18 protein-coding genes and 1 tRNA gene are annotated in these 20,342 nt (G+C 64.1%); 6 read left to right on the top strand and 13 right to left on the bottom strand.

Features of this window, described 5'->3' with window-relative positions:
- Positions 1-121: 121 nt before the first annotated feature.
- The gene (ppa, locus tag GSQ88_RS31895) at positions 122-658 is read left to right on the top strand and encodes an inorganic diphosphatase (RefSeq protein WP_159012089.1); all 537 of its coding nucleotides are present in this window, start codon (positions 122-124) and stop codon (positions 656-658) included.
- Positions 659-818: 160 nt separating this feature from the next.
- Here ppa and folD read toward each other — a convergent pair whose 3' ends face one another.
- From folD to GSQ88_RS31880, 3 genes are read right to left on the bottom strand one after another with little or no spacing between them, the layout of a single operon-like run.
- The gene (gene folD / locus GSQ88_RS31890; protein WP_159012087.1) at positions 819-1,703 is read right to left on the bottom strand and encodes a bifunctional methylenetetrahydrofolate dehydrogenase/methenyltetrahydrofolate cyclohydrolase FolD; all 885 of its coding nucleotides are present in this window, start codon (positions 1,701-1,703) and stop codon (positions 819-821) included.
- 1 nt (position 1,704) lies between these two features.
- Positions 1,705-2,037, bottom strand: a complete 333-nt coding sequence (locus tag GSQ88_RS31885) for a DUF167 domain-containing protein (protein WP_159012085.1) — start codon at positions 2,035-2,037, stop codon at positions 1,705-1,707.
- A 33-nt stretch (positions 2,038-2,070) separates the two neighbouring features.
- Positions 2,071-2,361, bottom strand: a complete 291-nt coding sequence (locus GSQ88_RS31880) for a YggT family protein (protein WP_159012084.1) — start codon at positions 2,359-2,361, stop codon at positions 2,071-2,073.
- Between the two features lie 194 nt (positions 2,362-2,555).
- On the opposite strand from GSQ88_RS31880, the gene GSQ88_RS31875 reads away from it, so the two are divergent.
- Positions 2,556-2,631 (top strand) — tRNA-Ala (locus GSQ88_RS31875).
- A gap of 121 nt (positions 2,632-2,752) precedes the next feature.
- On the opposite strand, the gene GSQ88_RS31870 is transcribed toward GSQ88_RS31875, so the two are convergent.
- The 8 genes from GSQ88_RS31870 to GSQ88_RS31835 all read right to left on the bottom strand — a co-directional run bounded on the left by GSQ88_RS31870 (position 2,753) and on the right by GSQ88_RS31835 (position 11,986).
- Positions 2,753-3,565 carry an enoyl-CoA hydratase gene (locus GSQ88_RS31870; protein ID WP_159012082.1) on the bottom strand — a complete coding sequence of 271 codons (813 nt, stop codon included), beginning with the start codon at positions 3,563-3,565 and terminating at the stop codon, positions 2,753-2,755.
- Positions 3,566-3,655: 90 nt separating this feature from the next.
- Positions 3,656-4,474: a glutamine amidotransferase gene (locus tag GSQ88_RS31865; RefSeq protein WP_159012080.1), complete on the bottom strand. Its 819-nt coding sequence runs from the start codon at positions 4,472-4,474 to the stop codon at positions 3,656-3,658.
- 147 nt (positions 4,475-4,621) lie between these two features.
- Positions 4,622-5,401 carry an SDR family NAD(P)-dependent oxidoreductase gene (locus tag GSQ88_RS31860; RefSeq protein ID WP_159012079.1) on the bottom strand — a complete coding sequence of 260 codons (780 nt, stop codon included), beginning with the start codon at positions 5,399-5,401 and terminating at the stop codon, positions 4,622-4,624.
- Between the two features lie 234 nt (positions 5,402-5,635).
- Complete coding sequence (locus tag GSQ88_RS31855; RefSeq protein ID WP_159012077.1) at positions 5,636-6,142, bottom strand: tellurite resistance TerB family protein; 507 nt, start codon at positions 6,140-6,142, stop codon at positions 5,636-5,638.
- Positions 6,143-6,444: 302 nt separating this feature from the next.
- A complete protein-coding gene (locus GSQ88_RS31850) occupies positions 6,445-7,854 on the bottom strand; it encodes an adenylate/guanylate cyclase domain-containing protein (RefSeq protein ID WP_159012075.1) in 1,410 nt (469 codons plus the stop codon).
- 88 nt (positions 7,855-7,942) lie between these two features.
- Positions 7,943-9,331: a cytochrome P450 gene (locus GSQ88_RS31845; RefSeq protein WP_174248169.1), complete on the bottom strand. Its 1,389-nt coding sequence runs from the start codon at positions 9,329-9,331 to the stop codon at positions 7,943-7,945.
- 93 nt (positions 9,332-9,424) lie between these two features.
- Positions 9,425-10,318, bottom strand: coding sequence for a LysR family transcriptional regulator (locus tag GSQ88_RS31840; RefSeq protein WP_159012067.1), 894 nt, complete (start codon positions 10,316-10,318; stop codon positions 9,425-9,427).
- 111 nt (positions 10,319-10,429) lie between these two features.
- Positions 10,430-11,986, bottom strand: coding sequence for an FAD-dependent monooxygenase (locus tag GSQ88_RS31835; RefSeq protein ID WP_159012065.1), 1,557 nt, complete (start codon positions 11,984-11,986; stop codon positions 10,430-10,432).
- A 55-nt stretch (positions 11,987-12,041) separates the two neighbouring features.
- On the opposite strand from GSQ88_RS31835, the gene GSQ88_RS31830 reads away from it, so the two are divergent.
- Complete coding sequence (locus GSQ88_RS31830) at positions 12,042-12,680, top strand: TetR/AcrR family transcriptional regulator (protein ID WP_159012063.1); 639 nt, start codon at positions 12,042-12,044, stop codon at positions 12,678-12,680.
- Positions 12,681-12,930: 250 nt separating this feature from the next.
- On the opposite strand, the gene GSQ88_RS31825 is transcribed toward GSQ88_RS31830, so the two are convergent.
- Complete coding sequence (locus GSQ88_RS31825; protein ID WP_159012062.1) at positions 12,931-13,920, bottom strand: aldo/keto reductase; 990 nt, start codon at positions 13,918-13,920, stop codon at positions 12,931-12,933.
- Positions 13,921-14,217: 297 nt separating this feature from the next.
- Between GSQ88_RS31825 and GSQ88_RS31820 the strand changes: the two genes are divergently transcribed.
- Complete coding sequence (locus GSQ88_RS31820; protein ID WP_159012060.1) at positions 14,218-15,906, top strand: MFS transporter; 1,689 nt, start codon at positions 14,218-14,220, stop codon at positions 15,904-15,906.
- A 79-nt stretch (positions 15,907-15,985) separates the two neighbouring features.
- Here the strand turns inward: GSQ88_RS31820 and GSQ88_RS31815 are convergent, their stop codons facing one another.
- Entirely contained in the window at positions 15,986-16,213 is a 228-nt protein-coding gene (locus GSQ88_RS31815) for a hypothetical protein (RefSeq protein WP_159012058.1), read from the bottom strand.
- Positions 16,214-16,482: 269 nt separating this feature from the next.
- On the opposite strand from GSQ88_RS31815, the gene GSQ88_RS31810 reads away from it, so the two are divergent.
- Together GSQ88_RS31810 and GSQ88_RS31805 are read left to right on the top strand one after the other, a co-directional pair.
- The gene (locus GSQ88_RS31810; protein ID WP_159012056.1) at positions 16,483-17,538 is read left to right on the top strand and encodes a polysaccharide deacetylase family protein; all 1,056 of its coding nucleotides are present in this window, start codon (positions 16,483-16,485) and stop codon (positions 17,536-17,538) included.
- A gap of 175 nt (positions 17,539-17,713) precedes the next feature.
- Positions 17,714-20,212 (top strand): spermidine synthase family protein, encoded by a 2,499-nt coding sequence (locus GSQ88_RS31805; protein WP_246785172.1) that lies wholly within the window; start codon positions 17,714-17,716, stop codon positions 20,210-20,212.
- The last annotated feature ends 130 nt before the right edge of the window (positions 20,213-20,342 follow it).

Here is a 20,342-nt window from a genome sequence, read left to right as displayed (position 1 = left end):
TCGTTGCGGGGCTTGACCCGGCAATCCATCTTTTTTTAAAGCGGCCTTTGAAAGCGCGACGGATACGCGGGTGGAGCCCGCGTATGACGGTTGTGCTAATCCCGCAGCAACGGAGCCATCCATGCGCATTGACGCCATCTCGATCGGACTGGATCCACCGCGTCAGGTCAACGTCATCATCGAAGTGCCGGTCGGCGGCGAGCCTATCAAATACGAGATGGACAAGGAGGCCGGCACCCTGGTGGTCGACCGCTTCCTCTATACGGCGATGCGCTATCCCGGCAATTACGGCTTCATTCCGCATACGCTGTCGAACGACGGCGACCCCTGCGACGTGCTGGTCGCCAACACCCGCGCCATCGTGCCCGGCGCCGTAATGAGCGTGCGGCCGGTCGGCGTGCTGCTGATGGAAGACGAAGCCGGCGGCGACGAGAAGATCATTGCGGTGCCCTCCTCGAAGCTGACCCAGCGCTACGACAAGGTGAAGACCTATAGCGACCTGCCCGAGATCACGCTGCAGCAGATCCAGCACTTCTTCGAGCACTACAAGGATCTCGAACCCGGCAAATGGGTCAAGGTACTGCGCTGGGGCGGGCCTGAGGATGCCTTCAGGCTGATCGAGGAAGGCATGGAACGCGCGAAGGCGAAGGCGAAGTAGTTTTCGTGTCCCGGACGCGGTGCAGCGTCCTTCACGATGCACCGCAGAGCCGGGACCCACACTTTTCTGCAAATCGCTCCGTGACGCTCGATGGGTCCCGGCTCTGCGGCGCACCGCTCCGCGCTGCACCGCGTCCGGGACACGCGCCCCCCCGCGAGGATCACACCCCCGGCTTGGGCAATCCGGCGATCGCGCAGGCGGCGCGCAGGGTGTTGACCAGCAGGCAGGCCACCGTCATCTGACCGACGCCGCCGGGCACCGGCGTAATCGCGCCAGCGACCTTCAAGGCTTCGTCAAAGGCGACATCGCCGACCAGGCGGGCCTTGCCGTCGGCACCGGGCAGCCGGTTGATGCCGACATCGATCACGGTAGCGCCCGGCTTGATCCAGTCGCCGCGCACCATCTCGGGCTTTCCCACCGCAGCGTAGACCAGGTCGGCCTGGGCGCATAATTTCGCCAGATCGCGCGAGCGCGAATGCGCGATCGTCACCGTCGCGTTTTCATTGAGCAGCAATTGCACCAGCGGGCGCCCCACCAGATTGGAGCGGCCGATCACGATGGCATTTTTGCCCTCGAGCGAGGCATGCACGCTTTTGGTCAGGATGATGCAGCCGAGCGGGGTGCAGGGCGACAGTGCCGCCAGCCCGCCGGCGAGGCGCCCGGCATTGCTGGGGTGCAGCCCGTCGACATCCTTGGCGGGGTCGATGGCGTTGATGACGGTTTCGGTATCGAGCGACTTGGGCAGCGGCAATTGCACCAGAATGCCGTGCACGGCGGGATCGCGGTTGAGCCCGCCGATCAGCGCCAGCAGATCGGCCGGCGCGACATCGGGCGGAAGCCTGTGCTCGAACGAGGCCATGCCGGCGGCCTGGGTCTGCTTGTGCTTGCTGCGGACATAGACCTCGCTGGCGGGATCGCTGCCGACCAGCACCACCGCCAGACCGGGCGTCAGCTGATGGTCCCGCTTGACCCGCGCGACCTCGTCGGCGACGCGGGCACGAAGTTCGGCGGCAATGATCTTTCCATCGATGATGCTGGCCGTCATCTCAGTCCTTTGTGTCCAATTTCGCTGCGATTGCCTTGCGCAAGGACTCACCCAGCATCCTGGGATCGCCGTCGACGGCGACCTGCTTGAGACGCGACGTCGCGCCAGCCAACAGTTTTATCCTGGCCCTGGGCACGCCGAGCACTTTGGCGAGCAGTTCCGTCACCGCGCGGTTGGCCTCGCCGCCTTCGGCGATGGCGCGGACGCGAATCTTGACCACGGCACGGCCGTTGGCGAGCGTCTCGATGCCGTCGATGTCGTCACGGCCGCCGCGCGGCGTCACCCGCAGCGCGATGCTGATGCCTTGGGTGGAATAGCGCCAAGGTTCCCTCAAGGTTCTGCAACAATCAGCGATCCATACGCGCGATCAGAACACCGCCGGATAGATGTAATAGACGATGACCTTCTGGATAAACATGATGATCAGGATCAGGATGATCGGCGAGATATCGAGGCCGCCGAGATTGGGCATGATCCTGCGGATCGGCGCCAGAAACGGCTCGGTAATCCGATACAGGAACTCGGCGACGGCCGACACGAACTGGTTGCGCGTGTTCACGACATTGAAGGCAACCAGCCAGGACAGGATGGCTGACGCGATCAGCAGCCAGACATAGAGATCCAGAACAATAAGAACGATGTCGAGAACGGCGCGCATGGTGGGCTTACTCGCAGGTTTCGGTCCAGATTCGGCTACCGGGTAAATATCGGTTCCGCCCCGCCCAAACAAGGGAAGTCCGGGCCAAACCGCCCGGAAAACAACGATTTCGGCGTTCTTGACTTGCCCTTGATGCGGATTGTAAATGGCGCCGACTGCTGGCTGCCCCAAGACGTGTTAGGGGCGGCCGCGGAGGGGCCATAGCTCAGCTGGGAGAGCGCGTCGTTCGCAATGACGAGGTCGGCGGTTCGATCCCGCCTGGCTCCACCACGCTTCGCCCTTCGGGCTACGCGTGGCGCAGCCACGAAAGACTGAAAGGCGAAGCGTGATGCCCGGCATAGCCCGAAGGGCGACGACGGGCTGAGTTCATCGCCACCTAACCGCCCCCCCCCTACTTCCCCGTAAATCGTGGCGGCCGTTTTTCCATAAAGCTCGCGACGCCTTCGCGAAAATCGCTGCCGCGCAGCGCCACCAGCATCTCGCGGTTGGCGTCGATGGTGGCTTCGGCCAGCGTCTGGAACGGCACGTCGTACAGCTGCCGCTTGATCACCGCGATCGCGCTTGGCGAGACGAAGTCGGCGAGGTCGCGCGCGTAGGCATAGGTCTGCTCGCGCAGTTGCTCGGGCGGATACAGCCGATTGACGAGACCGATGCGCAGCGCCTCATCGCTTTGCACCCGCCGCGCCGACATCAACAGATCGAGCGCATGGGCGTGACCGACTAGGCGCGGCAGCATCCAGCTGATGCCATGCTCGGCGATCAATCCCCGGCGCGCAAAGGCGGTCGTGAACACGGTATTGTCGGCGGCAAAACGAAGATCGCAATACAGCGCATGCACCAGGCCGATGCCGGCGGTGGCACCGTTCAGCATGCCGATCACGGGCTTTGCGATCGACGGATAATACGCATAGCGCGCCTGCCAGTCCGGCCGGCGGTTCATGTCGAACGGCGGCACGTTCGCCGCGCGCCTGACATCATCGGGATCGAGACCCTTCAGCGCATCCATGTCGGCCCCGGCGCAGAACGCGCGGCCGGCGCCGGTCAGCACGATGACACGCACATTGTCGTCGGCGCTGGCGGCTTCCATGGCATGGCGAACGTCACGCTCCATGATCGGCGTCCACGCATTCATGCGGTCCGGCCTGTTCAAGGTGATGGTCGCGATCTTCTCGCTCACCTCATAGAGAATATGCTGATAGGTCACGGCGATCTCCCTGATGTTTTTTGTTGATTGAGCCTATTCAAAGCGCGGACCGTAGATGGGGTAACTCTAGCGCGTTCGCGATACCGCGCGCTATTCCGCGGCTTGGGACATCACCGACATCGGCATGCGGGCGCGCCAGCCGTCGAGGAAGCGGTTCAGCCAGGCGCGTTCGATCACGTCATGCTGTGCCCGATCGGCGAAGTGATGATGGCGCTCCCGCGCGCCCGGCAGCGCGAGGCGCTCGCAGCCGCGCGTGGTCCAGCGATGCATCATCGCGTAGGTCACGTCGGGATGGAACTGAAAGCCGAAGGCGTGGCCGGCCTGGATCGCCTGCACCGGAAAGTCGCTTGCCTCCGCGAGCAGTTCGGCGCCGGCCGGCAGCTCAAATCCGTCGCAGTGCCAGTGATAGACATGGTCCGGCCAGCCCGGGCAGGCCGCATGGCCCGCCGCCGTCGGCCGGATCGGATAATATCCCATCTGCGCGCGGCCTTGCGGATGCGGCGCAACCTTGGCCCCAAGCTGCTTGGCCAGCATCTGGGCGCCCAAACAAATTCCGAGAAACGGCCGCTGTTCGCGCAGCGGCACCGCGATCCAGTCGATTTCCCGGCGCACGAAATCATCGGGATCGTTGGCGCTCATGGGCCCACCGAAAATCACCGCGCCGGCGTGATCGTCGAGTGTTTCCGGCAGGGCATCGCCAAACCGCGGGCGCCTGATGTCCAGCCCGTATCCGAGCGCCCGCAGCACATTGCCGACGCGCCCCGGCGTCGATGTTTCCCGGTGCAGCACGATCAGGATGGGCAGCAAAGGCGACACTGGTGATCGCAAGGGCGACACAGGCGATGCCGACAGCCTGCCGGGGAAACGCAGGACGGCTTCGGTGTTGGCTTCGATCGGCGGAAGCGACATCGTTCTTCAGGCTTTTCCCGCCGGGACAGACGCGAAGCGTTTGCCCGGAGATCACGCGCTCAGGGCCGGAATCATACCTAAGCAAACGTTAATTTCGTATGAGCTTGGACCGTCTTCGAAGCAAATCGCGGGCCAGAATGCGGCCTATCAGCGTTTTCGGAGCTGAAAACGGCCGACCGCCGCCAGGATAAATCCGCGCGGAAACAGCCGCAGCAGGAACGGCACGACCTTGATGCCGAGACCGGGCAACACCACGCGCTGGTTGGCCATCAGCCCGCGATAGCCCTGTTGGGCGACCTCGGATGCCGGAACATTGAGGATCGCCGAATCAAATCCAGGCGTGTATCCGGCCCGCACCTGAAACTCCGACGGGACCGGGCCGGGACACAGCGCGGTGACGCGCACGCCGCGGGCCGCGAGCTCCTGCCGCAGCCCCTCGGTGAACGACAGCACATAGGCCTTGGAGGCGTAATAGACCGCCATCCCGGGCCCCGGCAGAAAGCCGGCGATCGAACCGACATTGAGAATGCCGCCGCGATGCCGGATCAGGCTGTCGGAAAACCGCAGCGAAAGGTCGGTCATGGCGCGGACATTGACGTTGATGATGTTGAGCTGCTCGGCGCGGTCTAGCTCGATCGCATTGCCGAACAGGCCGAAGCCCGCATTATTGACCACGAACTCGACCTCGACGCCTTCGGCGGCCAGCGCCGCGGCGATTTGATCGCCGGCATCGGGTTGCTCGAGATTGCATGGGATCACGATCGGCGCCGCGCCGCCGGCCGCCTTGATCTCGTCGGCCAGCGCGGCCAGGCGATCGGCGCGACGTGCCACCAGGACCACGCGATGGCCGTTCGATGCGAACACGCGCGCCAGTTCTGCACCTATTCCCGCTGAGGCTCCCGTAATCAGCGTCACACGCTCGGTCACGTTCAATGCTCTAAACTTCGTTGGCAAGGATGGGCGCTGGCGCGCCGGGATGAGGGGTACGGTTTAGGCGGGCTACGCGTCACCCGCAAGTCACCCCCCGGCATGGCGGCGTGATCAATTGTATTTACAGGAATTGAACAGCAATATTTCCGAGCCCAAGCGAGGCCCAGACGGCCCACAAGTCAATAAATTAAAGTTCCGTCATGTCGGGTCGCGCGCATTCGCCGCACCGCATCATATTGCGGCATCCGCGACATCCGAGCCGCCCTCGGCCGGCGCCGATGGCCGCCGTTCGGCCACACGATGCTTAAGCTCGATCCGGTCGCGCGCCGACACGCCCAACAGATCGGCGGCGCGCCACAGCACATTATCCTCGAACTCGCTGACCTGGCCGTCGGCATAAACCAGCTCCCACATCATTTCGACGATGCGAAGCCGGCCCTGCTCGTCCACCGAACGCATGATGACGCTGGTGAAATGATAGAGATCGACCGCCTCGCCCTCGACCAGCGTGGCCGACGCTATCAATTGATCCGCGGTGCCCGGATCAAGCGCGAAATGAGTTTCCAACAGCCCGTGAAGCTTGCGCTTCTCCACGTCGGTTGGTTCGCCATCGATCGAGATGACGTGGATCAGCAGCGCCGTCGCCGCAAGGCGGAAGCCGGTGTCGTCAAACTTCCGGTCGCTGTGCGCGGCTGGAGAAACAACATCGGCAATGAATTGGCGTAGTCCGTCGAGCATCGATCTTCCAACTAGTTGAGGGCCTCGGCCGCCACGAAATGAAGGCCAATGATGGCCTGTCGTGACCGATATATGGTTCAGAAATCCAACCCGCGCAATCCGCGCCGGTTCCGGCGCAAGCATTACGTTTAGGCAATATGCGGAGCGCTCAAGCACGTTCCCCGGATGCTACGCAACGCGCCGCGTCTCGCGGCGTGATGCGTTGCTGATCCGGGGTCCACCACTGACACGTGGGTCCCGGTTCTGCGGAGCGGCATAAGAATGCCGCACCGCGCCCGGGACACGGCATCCGCCGTTTCGCCCTACGGTATCTCGTACACCACGATCTTGTCGGCGATGCCGCGCAGGGCCGCCTGCTTTTGAATCGGCGTGATCGCGGCCTTGTCGAGGATCGCGGCGACCGCCGGCGCATCGATCACCGGTCCGGTGATGTGGATCGCCTGCGAGGTCGAGAGGCCCTGCACCCGTGCTGCGATGTTGACGGTCTGGCCGAAATAATCCTGCCGTTCGTTGAGCATCACGGCGAGGCACGAACCCTCATGGATGCCGATCTTGACCACGAGGTCCCTGGTACCGCGCTCGACATTGAGCCGTTCCATCGCCGAGCGCATGCGCAATCCCGCGGCGAGCGCCTGCTCCGGCCGGTTGAAGGTCGCCATCACGGCATCGCCGATGGTCTTCACCACCGCGCCTTTCTCCGACGAGATGATCTCCAGCAAAGCGTGGAAATGCGCCCGCACCAGATCGAACGCGGCGAGATCGCCGACCCGCTCGTACAGCGCGGTCGAGCCCTTGAGGTCGGTGAACAGGAACGTCAGCGAGGTGATCTTGAGGCGCTGGTCGATCGTGAGATTGTCGGCCTTGAAGACGTCGCGGAAGGTCTGGTTGGTCAGCATCCGCTTGGCCGTGATGAACGGCTTGCGCTTGCCGAGCAGATGATGAAGCGCGTCGGCGGCGACAAGCACCGTCGGCAACGCGCGCACACCGGCATGATTGTCGAGCGACAGCAATAGCGGGCCGGGACGCAGCACCGTGGTTTCGACCGGCGCATATCTTTTGTCATAGACCAGCGATAGATGCTGTGGATCGGTGGTCGGATCGCCCTGCACGTCGATGAAATGCGCGGCATGCGTCACAGGCTCGAAGATGATGATGAATTGCGCCGGCAATTGCAGCGACAGCGTGGTCTTGTCGCCGGCCGGCAATTCGAGCGCCCTCAGCATCACCTCGTTGGACAGCGAGGCGAACGATTGCTCGTCGAAATCGACGCCGGAGCTCCAGAATATCTGCTTGAAATAATCCGCGATCGGCAGCGCATTGGGATCGTGCGCCGCGATGCGCCGGACACGCGGGCTGACGGTGAAGGCGACTTCGACCTGCTCGTCGACCGAGGCCTCGTAATTGCAGGCGCATAGGCCGCAATGATAGTCGTCGCTGCGCAGCGATTTCAGCGTCGAATGGGCGTCGAGTACGCCGCCGCAACCCGGACACAGCACGTTCCAGGTCAGTTCGAACAGGCCAAGCCGCGAGGCGTGGAGAAAGCCCGAGATCACCTGCTCTTCGTCGAGCCCGGTCCGCTTCGAAAAATCCAGCAGGTTGACCCGATTAAGTTCGTGATCCGCGCCGGTCTCGATCAACCGCTCGATGGCGTCGGCGACCGCGGGATCGGCCGCCTGCTTCAATGCCGTAAATTGTGCCTTGGTGTCGCTCATCAGGTGTATGTAGGGCGGATTGCAGCCGCATCCAAGTGATGTCCGGATGACAGTTTTGCGGGTGACGATTTAGCCTGTGGCTGTCTTGTCAGCGCGGCATGATCCGGAACATCGGCGAGCGCTCGGGTTGCGTCGTGACGATCCCGATCGGCATCAGCGGCGCCTTGTCGAGCAGCTCGACGCGAAACGCGCCGATCATCTTGGCCAGCGCCAGGGTCGCTTCCACCAGCGCGAAATGCGCACCGATGCAGACCCGTGCGCCGACGCCGAACGGCAGATAGGCAAACCGATCCGGCGCCGGCTCGGGCGCCATGAAGCGCTGCGGCACGAAGGCGTTGGGATCGCGCCAGAGCTTCTCATGGCGGTGCAGCAGCCACGGCGCGATCAGGATCACGTCGCCCTTCTTGACCGGCAGCCCGGCGATTTGATCCGGCGCCAGCGCCGCGCGCGCGATCAGAAACGCCGGCGGATAGAGCCGCATCGTCTCGTCGACCACCGCGCGGGTGAATTTCAACCGCTCCAGATCGAGCCCGCCGTTGACGGTTGCGCCCTTAACTTCGCTCGCGACCGCGTCCTGCGTCTCCGGATCGAGCGCGAGCAGATATAGCGACCAGAACAATGCGGTGGCGGTGGTCTCATGGCCCGCGAGAATCATCGTCGCCACCTGGTCGCCGAGCTGCTCGTCGCTGAAGGCTTGCCCGGTCTCGGGATCGCGCGCGGCGTCCATCAGGTCGAACAGGTCGCTCGATGGCGCACCGGCCGTCTTGCCGGCGGCGCGGCGCTCGGCCATCAGCATCGCCACGAACGCGGTCCAGCGCTTGCGGAAGCGGGCGCGGGAAAAATCCTGCGGGGTCGGCCAATTCAGCGGCAACAGCAGATCGAGAAAATGCGGCCGCGCCAGCCGCGCGCCATATTCCATCACGAAGTCGCGTAACGCAGCGCCATGACGCTCCATGCCGAACGAGAACATGGTGCGCCCGGCGATCTCGAGCGTCATGCGCTGCATCGCTTCGCGCAGATCGACCGGGCCGCCGCAGCTTGAGCCAAGCTTCGCGATGGTCTCGTCGGTGGCCGCGATCATGTGCGGGATCAGCGTCGTGACCGCGCGCGGCGTAAAGGCCGGCGCCAAAGTGCGGCGCTGGTGTTTCCAGGCCCGTCCCTCCGCAATCAGAAGACCCTCGCCGAGCACCGGCCGCAACACCCGGATGCCGGGCGGGGTCCGGGTGTAGTTCTCGTAATTGTCCACCAACACATGCCGGATCGCATCCGGCGTATTGAGGATGAAGCTGCCGTGACCGAAGAAGCGACCCTGGATGATGTCCTCTTCATAGGCCCGCTGGCCCCAGGTCCCGATCACGCTCTTGCGCATCGCCGAGATCCGCCCGAGCACATTCATGCTCTGCGGCGCGCGCGGCGGGCTTGGCGGCACCAGCGGCACGCGCGGGGCTGGGATGTCGTAGGCTTCGGCAATGCTCACGGTCGGCCTCGTCAAAATGGTCTGCGACCGAACCATAGCGCTTTTGATCGGACGGTTGGTGGCCATTATGAGGCAGCGCGGCGCGCGGTCCTCTCAGGCGCGATAGCGCAGCGCCTCGACCAGCAAGGCGAAGGCGGCCGAAGGCTCGCGCCGGCTGGGATAATATAAATGGTAGCCTGCAAATGACGGGCACCAGTCCTCCAGCACGCGGATCAGGCGCCCGTCCGCGAGCTGTTGCGCGACCTGGTCCTCCATGACGAAGCCGAGCCCGAAGCCGGCGGCGGCCGCGCGGACGATCATCCGGGTACTATTGAAGGCCAACTGTCCCTCGACGCGCACGCGCAGCTCGCGACCGTCCTTCTCCAATTCCCACGCATAAAGACCGCCGGCGCTGAGCAGGCGCAAATTGATGCACTGATGCAAGGCCAGATCCTGCGGCGTGCGGGGTATCGGACGTTGCGCGAAATAGCCGGGCGAACCGACCACCGCCATGCGTAGGTCGGGACCGATTCGGGTGGCGACCATGTCGTTGGCGAGCGCCTCGCCCAATCGGACGCCGGCGTCGAACCGCTCGGTCACGATGTCGGTAAAACTGGAGTTGACGTCCAATTCAACGTGGATGTCAGGATAATCGGCCAACAGTTTTTCGAGCGCGGGCCACACAACATTGGTGGCGGCGTGCTCGGACGTGGTGATGCGGATTCGCCCCGCCGGCTTGTCGCGCAGTTCGCCCAGTGAGGCGAGTTCGGTGCCGATGCTGTCCAGCGCCGGCCTGAGCGTGCCGAGCAGCCGTTCGCCGGCCCCGGTCGGGGCGACGCTCCGGGTGGTCCGGGTCAAGAGCCGCACGCCAAGCCGCGCCTCCAGTCGCCGGATGGTGTGGCTCAGCGACGATTGCGAGGTGCCGAGCTTGGCGGCGGCGCGGGTAAAACTGCGTTCTTCCGCAACCACCAGGAAAGCGTTGAGATCGACCAGCTCCTCGCGCTGCATTCATGAACCTCTGATATAATTCCAGGCGGTTTATAGCAGCTAACCCTCACAATGCCGCGCGATTAAAGCATCCGAGGGTCGGTGACTCCGATGCCGGCCCAACAGACTGCCTCAGGCTGCGGCGGATTCAGTTCGCACCATGGACGCATGATCGAGCGTTGGATTGAACCAGCGCCGCAGCGCTTCCTGCAATCCGTCGGTGCTGTTCGCCTCGCCGGCCCAGGCAATGCAGGCATCGGGACGGATCAGCATCGAAGGCCCGGTATCGACGGCGACGCAACGTATCTTTGGCGTGCAGGCTGCCACGAGCCTGGAAGCCTTGCCCTCGGTCGAGGCGTCGAGCAGAACGCCGCTGCCATCCTGCATGAGGTCATAGAGCTTCGCGCCATCGCTGGGCGAAAGCTGGTTGATCGGCCTGTCACCGATCACGCGGCCGACGTCGTCGCGCTCCGAACCGAGATCGTAACGGATCGAAAGGCCGCTCATCATCTCACCGATCAGCCGGTTGACGTCATCCGATAGCATCAGGTTCGCCACGACCTCCCGCATCGCACCGGATTGCGGATCTGGCCGCATGATCGCGGTCTGGGCAAGGGTATTGGCCAGAACGGCTTCGGCGACGGGTCGCCGCTCGGCAGTGTAGCTGTCGAGCAGGCTTTCGGGCATTTCGCCGCGAACGACCGCGGCGAGCTTCCAGCCGAGGTTTGTCGCGTCGACGAGCCCGAGACCCAGGCCCTGACCGCCGAACGGCGAATGGATATGCGCCGCGTCGCCGGCAACAAACACCCTGCCTCGGCGGTAGGTATCGACCAGCCGGGTATTGTCGGTCCAGCGGCTGGCGTTTTCGAACGCTTTGACATGAACATCCAGGCCGCTGACACGACGCAACACGGCTTCGAACTCTTGGTGTGTGACCGGAGCGTCCCGATCTTTCGGCGGCCCGCTGAAGTCCATCATGAAGACACGACCGAGCAGGAACCCGAACATGCCGCCCGATGTGTAACGAAAGCCATGGGGTAACCGGCACTCAGGATGCTCGACCTCTGCGAGCGCCTGGTACATCGTCAACGTCGGATCCGAGCCGGGGAAATCGAAGCCGGCCAGTTTGCGGACCGCGCTGCGTCCACCGTCGCAGCCGACCAGCCAGGAACAGCGGACATGGCCTTCGCCGGCGGGAGAGGCCCACGCCACATCGACGCTATCGGCCCGTTGCACCAGGCCGGTCACATCACATTCACGGCGCTGCTCGATCCCGAGCGAGCGCGCCCGATCGGCCAGCATGGCCTCGATGGCTTGCTGATCGACCGGGCTGCCGCGCCGTTCCGGCTCCTTCTGCGCGTCCGTTCGGATCAGGATCAGACCCGCAAAGTGGCCGCTGTACTTGGTATACTTTGGTTCGCCACTACCGAGGCCCGGCGCGCTTGGCGCGGCGAACTTCTCCATCGCTGACAAGCTGCGCGCCTGCGCGGCGCCGATGGCCGCGGCCATGCCGCGACGCCGCAAGGCTTCGATCCCGAGAGGTCCGATCCCTCCTGCCTTCAACACCATGCTTAGGGCGGCCAGACGCTCCAGCACGAGAACCCGCGCCCCGCCCAAGGTCAGCTCGATGGCGGTCAGCAGGCCTACCGGCCCTGCTCCCACCACCACGACATCGACCGAATTTTTCATGGATTAAATCCTAATATGTACTTAGTACATATTTAGATATGGTATAAGCCGTCTCATGTCAATTCCATCCGACCGCCGATCCCGTAAGCGCCTCGCCACGCGACAGGGCATCTCCGACGCCGCCACGCAGCTGTTCATGGAGCGGGGCTTCGATCGCGTGACGGTGGACGAGATCGCGGAGGCCGCCGACGTCGGGCGGATGACGGTGTTCAACCACTTCCCCCGCAAGGAGGACATGTTCTTCGATCGTGACGAAGAAGGCCGCGAGATCCTGCGCGAAGCCTTGCGCAAGCGCGATCTCCGTTTCCCGCCGACCGAGGCCTACCGTCTGCTCGCGCATCGGCTGATTGCCGAGCGCAGCCCCCTCTTCAGTTTTAACCCGCAGGGCCAAGGCTTCATCGAGACCATCGAGGCCAGCGAAACCCTCAAAGCGCGGGCCCGGGCGATCCGTGACGAACTCGCCGAGGTCGTCGCGGTCGCGTTATCCGAATGCGTCGGGCGAGACCCCACAGATCCCGACGCCCATCTGGCGGCCGGTCTGCTGCTGGCGATCTGGACCGTGGCCTTCCTCCAGGCGCATCGGATATTTCGGCAGACGAAAGATGCAGAACAAGCGAAAACTGCCTTTCTCGCTACCGTCGATAAAGGGACCATCGGCCTGAAAGCGACGATGGCCGGCACGCCTTACGCGTGAGCGATTCGGGCACTGCGCTCACTCATCTTCTGCATGCTCGGGACGGTTGAACCGGCAAGAGAGTCTGTGAAGCTAATTCGGACGTCATCCTGAGGTGCGAGCCCTTGCGAGCCTCGAAGGATGGCCGCATGCACGATGCTGAACAGCATCCTTCGAGGCGCGCAAGAGCGCGCACCTCAGGATGACGGTTCCGGTGTGTCCCCGCAAGAGCGGGGCGAGGGAGCAGAACCGGGCTCTCGCCTATTTCCGATCAGCGGCCGATGGTCGCCATCAGGTGCGCGGGGTATCGCTCGCCCTCGACGGCGATGTCCGAGAGCGCGCGCTTGATCGCGCCGAGATCGCCGGTGGTCAGCTCGAGATCGGCGGCCGCGATGTTCTCCTCGAAGCGGGCAAGCCTGGTGGTGCCGGGGATCGGCACGATCCAGGGCTTCTGCGCCAGGATCCAGGCCAGAGCGATCTGCGCCGGCGTGACTTTCCTGTCGCCGGCGATGCGCTTCAACAGATCGATCAACGCCTGGTTCTTTTCCATCGCTTCCGGCGTGAAGCGCGGCAGCAGCTTACGGAAATCATTCTCGCCGAGTTTCGTGTCGGCGCTCATCGCACCGGTCAGAAAGCCCTTGCCGAGTGGGCTGTAAGCGACGAGGCCGATTCCGAGTTCCTCACAGGCCTCGAAGATGCCGTTGCTCTCCGGGCCGCGCGTCCACAGCGAATATTCGTTCTGCAGCGCGGTCACCGGTTGCACCGCATGCGCGCGCCGCACGGTCGCAGCAGCCGGCTCAGACAAACCGAAATGCCTGACCTTGCCCTCGGCGATCAGCTCTTTGACGGCGCCCGCCACGTCCTCGATCGGCACATTGGGGTCGACGCGGTGCTGGTAGAACAGGTCGATCACCTCGATGCCCAGCCGTTTCAGCGAGGCCTCCGCGACCGCGCGGATCTGCGCGGGGCGGCTGTTCATGCCGGCCATCTTGCCGTTCTCGATGTTGAAGCCGAACTTGGTCGCGATCACCACCTGCTCGCGCACCGGCTTCAGCGCTTCGCCGACGATCTCCTCGTTGGTGTAGGGACCATAGACCTCGGCGGTGTCGAAGAAATTCTCGCCGCGCTCGACCGCCTGGCGGATTAGCGTGACGCTCTCCGCCTTGCCCAGCGAATGGCCATAGCTGAAATTCAGGCCCATGCAGCCGAAGCCGATCGCCGAAACTTCCAGATTGCTCTTTCCAAGCACGCGCTTTTTCATGGTCTGTCCTCCGATTGGCCGGCCGCCGGCCGTCCTGATGTCTTAGAAAATAGGCGCTCCCCACCGATCGATTAGCCGCAACAAACCGCATGAAGTCATATCTGTAATTCATCAATGCTCAGGCGACCGCCGCCGCGGCCGGATGATCTTCCGTGATCTTTCAGTGGGTTATCAGGGCCTTGCGGCCGTTGGTGGCTACCTCGGCACTGGACAGCGAAGGAGTTTCGCGGGCATCAATCCAGGAGGGAATCACAGGGCCACCGACGCCCGCGATCGCAAGGCCAGACGGAACGGGATATGACGGACCAGCCGGAGCGCTCCAAATTTGCCGCTGACAGCCTCGCGGCACCGCTGCGGCATTCGGTATTCCGGCGGATCTGGCTGGCGAGCCTGCTGTCCAACCTCGGCCTGATGATCCAGGCGGTCGGCGCGGCCTGGGCGATGACCCAAATGACGTCGTCCGCCGACAAGGTCGCGCTGGTGCAGACCGCCTTGATGCTGCCGGTGATGCTGATCTCGATGCCGGCCGGCGCCATCGCCGACATGCATGACCGCCGCATCGTCGCGCTGGTCTCGCTATCGATCTCGCTGTCCGGCGCAACGGTGCTCACCGCGCTGTCGTGGTTCGGCCTGGTCACGCCGCCGATCCTGCTGGCGCTGTGTTTCGTGGTCGGCAGCGGCATGGCGCTGTTCGGACCGGCCTGGCAATCCTCGGTCAGCGAGCAGGTGCCGGCGGAAACGCTGCCCTCGGCGGTGGCGCTGAACGGCATCAGCTACAACATCGCGCGAAGTTTCGGACCGGCGATCGGCGGCGTGGTGGTTGCCGCCGCGGGCGCGGTCGCAGCGTTCGCGGCCAATGCGGTGCTCTATCTGCCGCTGCTGGTCGTGCTGTTTCGCTGGCGCCGCGTCACCGCGCCGTCGCGGCTGCCGCGCGAGCGGCTCAACCGCGCCATGGTCTCGGGCGTGCGCTATATCGCCAACTCGCCCTCGATCCGTATCGTGCTGGCGCGAACCTTCGTGACCGGCATCTTCGGCGGTTCGGTATCGGCGCTGATGCCGCTGGTGGTGCGCGACCTGTTGCATGGCGGCGCACAGGCCTACGGCATCATGCTCGGCGCGTTCGGCATGGGCGCGGTGATCGGTGCGCTCAACATCGGCGAAGTGCGCAAGCGGATGACCGGCGAGGCCGCGGTGCGCACCTGCGCGCTGACGATGGGCGTCGCGATCGCGGCCATCGGATTAAGCCGCGAGCCGGTGCTGACCGCGGCGGCGCTGGTGATCGCGGGCGCGGTATGGATGCTGGCGGTCGCGCTGTTCAATATCGGCGTCCAGCTCTCGGCGCCGCGCTGGGTGGCGGGCCGCTCGCTCGCGGCGTTCCAGGCCTCGATCGCCGGCGGCATCGCGATCGGAAGCTGGGGCTGGGGCCGCCTGACCGACGCCGCCGGCGTGGAAACCGCGCTGTTGGTTTCGGGCGGGCTGATGTTTTTGTCGCCGCTGATCGGATTGTGGCTGCGAATGCCGCGGATCGGCGGTCGCGACGGCGAAGCCGAGGTGCTGGCCGATCCGGAAGTGCGGCTCTCGCTGACCGGACGCAGCGGGCCCCTGGTGGTCGAGATCGAATATCGCGTCGCGCAGGACAACGCCCGCGCCTTCCACAATGTGATGCAGGACGTGCAGCTCAGCCGCCAGCGCAACGGCGCCTATGGCTGGTCGATCGCGCGCGACATCGCCGATCCCGAGCTCTGGACCGAGCGCTATCATTGCCCGACCTGGCTCGATTTCCTGCGCCAGCGCAACCGCGCGACGCAATCCGAACGCGCGCTGCACCAGCGCGCCATCGACTTTCACATCGGCCCCGACCCGGTGCGGGTCCGCCGCATGCTGGAACGCCCGTTCGGATCGGTGCGCTGGAAGGAAGAAACGCCCGATGGCGCCGCCGGCGACGTCCTGCCGGTAGTCGCAACGGCGGCGGGGAGCAGCACGTAGTTTGCCGTCATTCCGAGGCGCGCAATTGCGCATCCTAGCCCACGCCAAGCGGCGCATCCCGGAATAACGAAAGCGAAAATCACTGCCCGTGGTCGACCAGCACCTGGTTGCAGGCCTTGCTGATCCGGGCGCGGTTTTGCTGCAGGCAGGCCAGCACCGCATTGTCTCCATTATTCATCACCGCCCGGCAATGGCGGGTGACGTCGCGGGCGCAGGCGTCGTGCCCCGGTTGCTGCTGCTGGGCCGAGGCCGCCGAGACCCAAAAGCCGGTCAGGACAAGCGGAACGATCACAAGAAATCTGGCCATCTGGTTGGTCCTCACACGCCTCAATGAATGGAAACGAATTCGCGCAGCTCCACGCTGTTAGTATCTTTGAGAGCGTTTCGGGTTCCACCGCATGGTGAAAATTAGTTGGCGGAACGGGGCGTCGTTGGCAGGACGTTAACGTCTATTTCTCATTAATGACAGGGATGCGAGAGGCGGGCGCGGCGTGGGACATTCGCGAGGTCGGCCAAATGCCGACATCGCGAAGCGGGCACGCGGTCATAACTTTGAGTGTGTAGAAAGAGTAAATCATGCGTAATGCGTTAGGCTTGTTGTTGGCATGCGTTGTTTCGGCCGCCGTGATCGCTGGTGTCTGGTTCTGGACCGCTTCGCCGCACGCCGAATTGTCATCCGCCCCCGCGACCGTGAAGGCCGCGCAAGCCGATCGGCTTCCAGCCAGCGCCAAATCCGCCGACGATGTCGAAACGACCGCGGCGATTTCCGGCAAGCCCGGCTCGCCCGCGACACCGGCCGCGAGCCCGGCCATGGCGGTCGTAGCGCAGCCGGCCGCAGCACCTTGCGCCAATCCGGATGCGCTCGGCGTCAGCCGCATCGTCGAAGTCGATACCACCGGCGGGCCCGGCTTCGGCTTCGAGCATTTCAAGCAGCTCGATTTTCTGGCCGACAAGGAAGTCGTGCTGACCTTCGATGACGGTCCGTGGCCGGGCAATACGCCCGCGGTGCTCAAGGCGCTGGCGGACCAGTGCACCAAGGCGGTGTTCTTTTCGATCGGCAAGCATGCGAGCTATCATCCGGAAATCCTCCGGCAGGTGCTGGCGGCCGGCCACACCGTGGGAACGCACACCTGGTCGCATGCCAATCTGAACAGCAAGAAGATGACCGACCAGCAAGCCAAGGACGAAATCGAGAAGGGCATCAGCGCCGTAAAGATAGCGCTGGGCACCGCGCCCGCACCGTTCTTCCGCTTCCCCGAACTGCAGCACGGCCCGGCTTCGGTGGCTTATCTCGGCACGCGCAATGTTGCGATCTTCTCCTGCGATATCGACTCCTTCGACTACAAGCGCAACAACACCCCCGCAAAGGAAATCGAAACCGTCATGGGTGGGCTCGCTAAGCTCGGCAAGGGCATCATCCTGATGCACGATTTCCAGAAGCACACCGCCGAGGCGCTGCCCGAATTGCTGCGTCGCCTCAAGGCCGGCGGTTACAAGATCGTGCTGATGAAACCCAAGGGCACGCTGGAAACGCTCGCCGAGTATGACGACATGGTGCAGAAGGAAGGCAGCAAGGTCGCGGTCTCCAGCGGCCGCCCCGTCGCCAGCGTGGTGCAGACGGTTTCGCAGTAAGGGATACGCCTTGATCGCACCGAGTCGTGCCGGAGCTACCCGCTGATTCCGGCACCACGACGACGCGGGTTCGGCGCTCGGGCCCACCTCAAGGCGTTGTTAGGAAGTTTCCTGCAACGTGCACGGGCTCTGACCGCGTCGCACGGATGGCTCAAGCCTCCTGAGGATCTTCACCTTGCAGGCATTCCCCAGAATTACCGGCCGCCATTATCTGGCGATTTTCGTGTTGGCGTCGGCCACTTTGTCCTATCAGATCCTGATCACGCGCTTTTTCAGCGTGATGCTGTATTACCATTTCGCCTTCGCCGCGATTTCGCTGGCCATGCTCGGCATGACGCGCGGCGCGATGGAGGTCTACAACAAACCTGAGCGTTATGCGCCGGAGCGGGTGGGAGCGGAATTCGCCCGCCACGCGTCGTGGTTCGCGATCACAGGCGTCGGCGCCATGATCGCCTTCCTGTGCGTCCCGCTGGTGATCCCATCGGATTACGTGCTGGTGGCGCTCGCGATCACGACTATCGCCTTTGTCGGCCCGTTCACCGAAAGCGGCGTGTGCATCACGTTGCTGCTCACCCGTTTGCCTTATGGCGGCGGCTGGCTCTACGCGGCCGATCTCGCCGGCGCAGCCATCGGCTGCCTCGCCGTGATCTTCGTCTTGCTGGTGGTCGATCCCGTCAGCGCCACGTTCGGAATCGGCGCCCTCGCGGCCGGCGCCGGTTTTGCGGTGGTGCGCGGCAGCGGCGAGGTCCGCAGCCTGCGTCTGAGCGGGACGGTCGCGCTGACGTTTTTGGCGGCGACCGTCGTACACACCGGACTCGACGTATCGGGTAAAGGCCATCTCGGCGTGTTCTGGGCCAAGGGCTCGGAGCAACTGGGAACGCTGTTCGAACGCTGGAATACCTATTCGCGGGTAAGGGTGACCGCGTACGGCGTGAGCGCGCCGTTCGGTTGGGGTTTTTCGCATATCCCCGAGATGAAGATCGACCAGGACCATCTCGACATCGACGCAGACGCGGCAACCGTCATCACCCGCAACGATGGCGATGTCGGCAAGCTTTCTTATCTCAGGGACGACGTTATCAATTCCGCCTATCTGGTGCAGCCGCCGGAAGACGTCGCCGTGGTCGGCGTCGGCGGCGGACGCGACGTGCTGTCCGCGCTCTATTTCGGCGCCAAGCACATCCACGGCATCGAGATCAACCCCGCGATCTTCGAGGTCCTGACCGACAAATTCGCCGATTTCTCAGGTCATCTCGATCGCCGGCCCGGCGTGTCGCTGGTCAATGCCGAAGCCCGCAGCTACATCAACCATTCGTCCGACCGATATGACCTGGTTCAGATCTCGCTGATCGACACCTGGGCTGCGACCGCCGCCGGCGGATTGACGCTGACGGAAAACCGGCTCTACACAATCGAGGCATGGAACGACTTCTACCGGGCGCTGAAGCCGGGCGGAATGTTGTCGGTATCGCGCTGGTACGAGCCGGACGCTCACCGCGGCGAATTCTATCGCCTGGTCGCGATCGCAGCCGAAGCGCTGCAGTGGCAGGGCGTGGCCGCAGCCGATCTCGTCAACCATGTCATCGCGCTGAATGTCGGCGGTATCGTCACCGTGATTACCCGCCCTGACGGTTTCACGCCGGCGCAATGGCAAGGTGCGCGGGCGCGGCTTCAGGCCCAGGATTTCAAGATATTGCTGGGCCCCGACGTCAGTTTCGACAGCGTCACCTCGACGATGATGGCCGGCAAGGCCGACGCGGCATTCTTCGCTTCGCTGCCGCAAAATGTCAGCCCCTCGACCGACGACAATCCGTTCTTCTTCTATACTTCGCGGTTTACGGATTTCTTCGGCAAGCCGCTGTCGACGCTGTCGTACAACAACAACGCGGCGATCAGCATGACGCTGGCGCTGATCGTGACCGCACTCCTTGCCTGTCTTTATTACATCGTCGTTCCCTTCATCCGGCTCGCGAGGCGGACGCCGCTGTCGGTGCTGACGCCGCCGGTGACGTATTTCTGCGCGATCGGGATGGGTTTCATGCTGATCGAGATCTCGCAGATGCAGCGGCTGATGGTGTTTCTCGGCCATCCGGTCTACGGGCTGAGTGTGGTGCTGTTCACCATCCTGCTGTTCGGCGGCATCGGAAGCACCACGGTGGGCGCGCATCTGCCGCGGCCGGGCGCCGTCATCGCCAGGGTCGCGGCCCTGCTGACGACGCTGGCGGTGGCCGGGTTCCTGACCCCCTCGCTCACCATTTGGGCGCGGTCGGAAGCGACCGAGATGCGCATCCTATTGTCGGTGCTGCTGCTGGCGCCGCCGGCGTTCTGCATGGGCATGATGTTCCCGTTGGGCTTGAGCATCTGGCGCCGTCATTCGGAGTTGTTGCCGTTCTTCTGGAGCGCCAACGGCATCACCTCGATGTTTGCCTCGGTGCTGGGCATGGCCTTGTCGATCGAGTTCGGCATCGCCCACACCTACGCCCTCGGTGTGGGTTTCTATTCGGTGTGCGGCGTGATGGTCGCGATCGGCCGCCGGGCGGCCCGCGTCGAGATGTCTTCGGGATCGCAAGCTCATGATGGCATTGCCGCCGTCGCGGCCGCACCGTCGATCCAGCCGACGCAGATGGAACCGCTCGCTCCCGCGGCGCGCGCCAATTCAGCACATGCGAGCTAAAGCTTGCCCGGTTTGGCGGTGTTGACGGTCTCGTCCGTGAGTTACCCGCCACGGCCGTGAACGGCAGCGGGCAGCACAACGTAAAACGGCACTGTTTTCAGTGCCTTGCATGCTCAAAGCGGACGGCGGA

This window comes from Bradyrhizobium sp. S69, from assembly GCF_009766005.1.
In the GTDB taxonomy this organism is placed as follows: Bacteria; Pseudomonadota; Alphaproteobacteria; order Rhizobiales; family Xanthobacteraceae; genus Bradyrhizobium.
This window is presented reverse-complemented; position numbering and strand designations above follow the sequence as displayed.

Excerpts from the sequence above, each read along its gene's own strand:
- ppa (WP_159012089.1), top strand. The coding sequence starts at position 122 with ATGCGCATTGACGCCATCTCGATCGGACTGGATCCACCGCGTCAGGTC.
- folD (WP_159012087.1), bottom strand. The coding sequence starts at position 1,703 with ATGACGGCCAGCATCATCGATGGAAAGATCATTGCCGCCGAACTTCGT.
- GSQ88_RS31880 (WP_159012084.1), bottom strand. The coding sequence starts at position 2,361 with ATGCGCGCCGTTCTCGACATCGTTCTTATTGTTCTGGATCTCTATGTC.
- GSQ88_RS31865 (WP_159012080.1), bottom strand. The coding sequence starts at position 4,474 with ATGTCGCTTCCGCCGATCGAAGCCAACACCGAAGCCGTCCTGCGTTTC.
- GSQ88_RS31855 (WP_159012077.1), bottom strand. The coding sequence starts at position 6,142 with ATGCTCGACGGACTACGCCAATTCATTGCCGATGTTGTTTCTCCAGCC.
- GSQ88_RS31850 (WP_159012075.1), bottom strand. The coding sequence starts at position 7,854 with ATGAGCGACACCAAGGCACAATTTACGGCATTGAAGCAGGCGGCCGAT.
- GSQ88_RS31840 (WP_159012067.1), bottom strand. The coding sequence starts at position 10,318 with ATGCAGCGCGAGGAGCTGGTCGATCTCAACGCTTTCCTGGTGGTTGCG.
- GSQ88_RS31835 (WP_159012065.1), bottom strand. The coding sequence starts at position 11,986 with ATGAAAAATTCGGTCGATGTCGTGGTGGTGGGAGCAGGGCCGGTAGGC.
- GSQ88_RS31830 (WP_159012063.1), top strand. The coding sequence starts at position 12,042 with ATGTCAATTCCATCCGACCGCCGATCCCGTAAGCGCCTCGCCACGCGA.
- GSQ88_RS31825 (WP_159012062.1), bottom strand. The coding sequence starts at position 13,920 with ATGAAAAAGCGCGTGCTTGGAAAGAGCAATCTGGAAGTTTCGGCGATC.
- GSQ88_RS31820 (WP_159012060.1), top strand. The coding sequence starts at position 14,218 with ATGACGGACCAGCCGGAGCGCTCCAAATTTGCCGCTGACAGCCTCGCG.
- GSQ88_RS31815 (WP_159012058.1), bottom strand. The coding sequence starts at position 16,213 with ATGGCCAGATTTCTTGTGATCGTTCCGCTTGTCCTGACCGGCTTTTGG.
- GSQ88_RS31810 (WP_159012056.1), top strand. The coding sequence starts at position 16,483 with ATGCGTAATGCGTTAGGCTTGTTGTTGGCATGCGTTGTTTCGGCCGCC.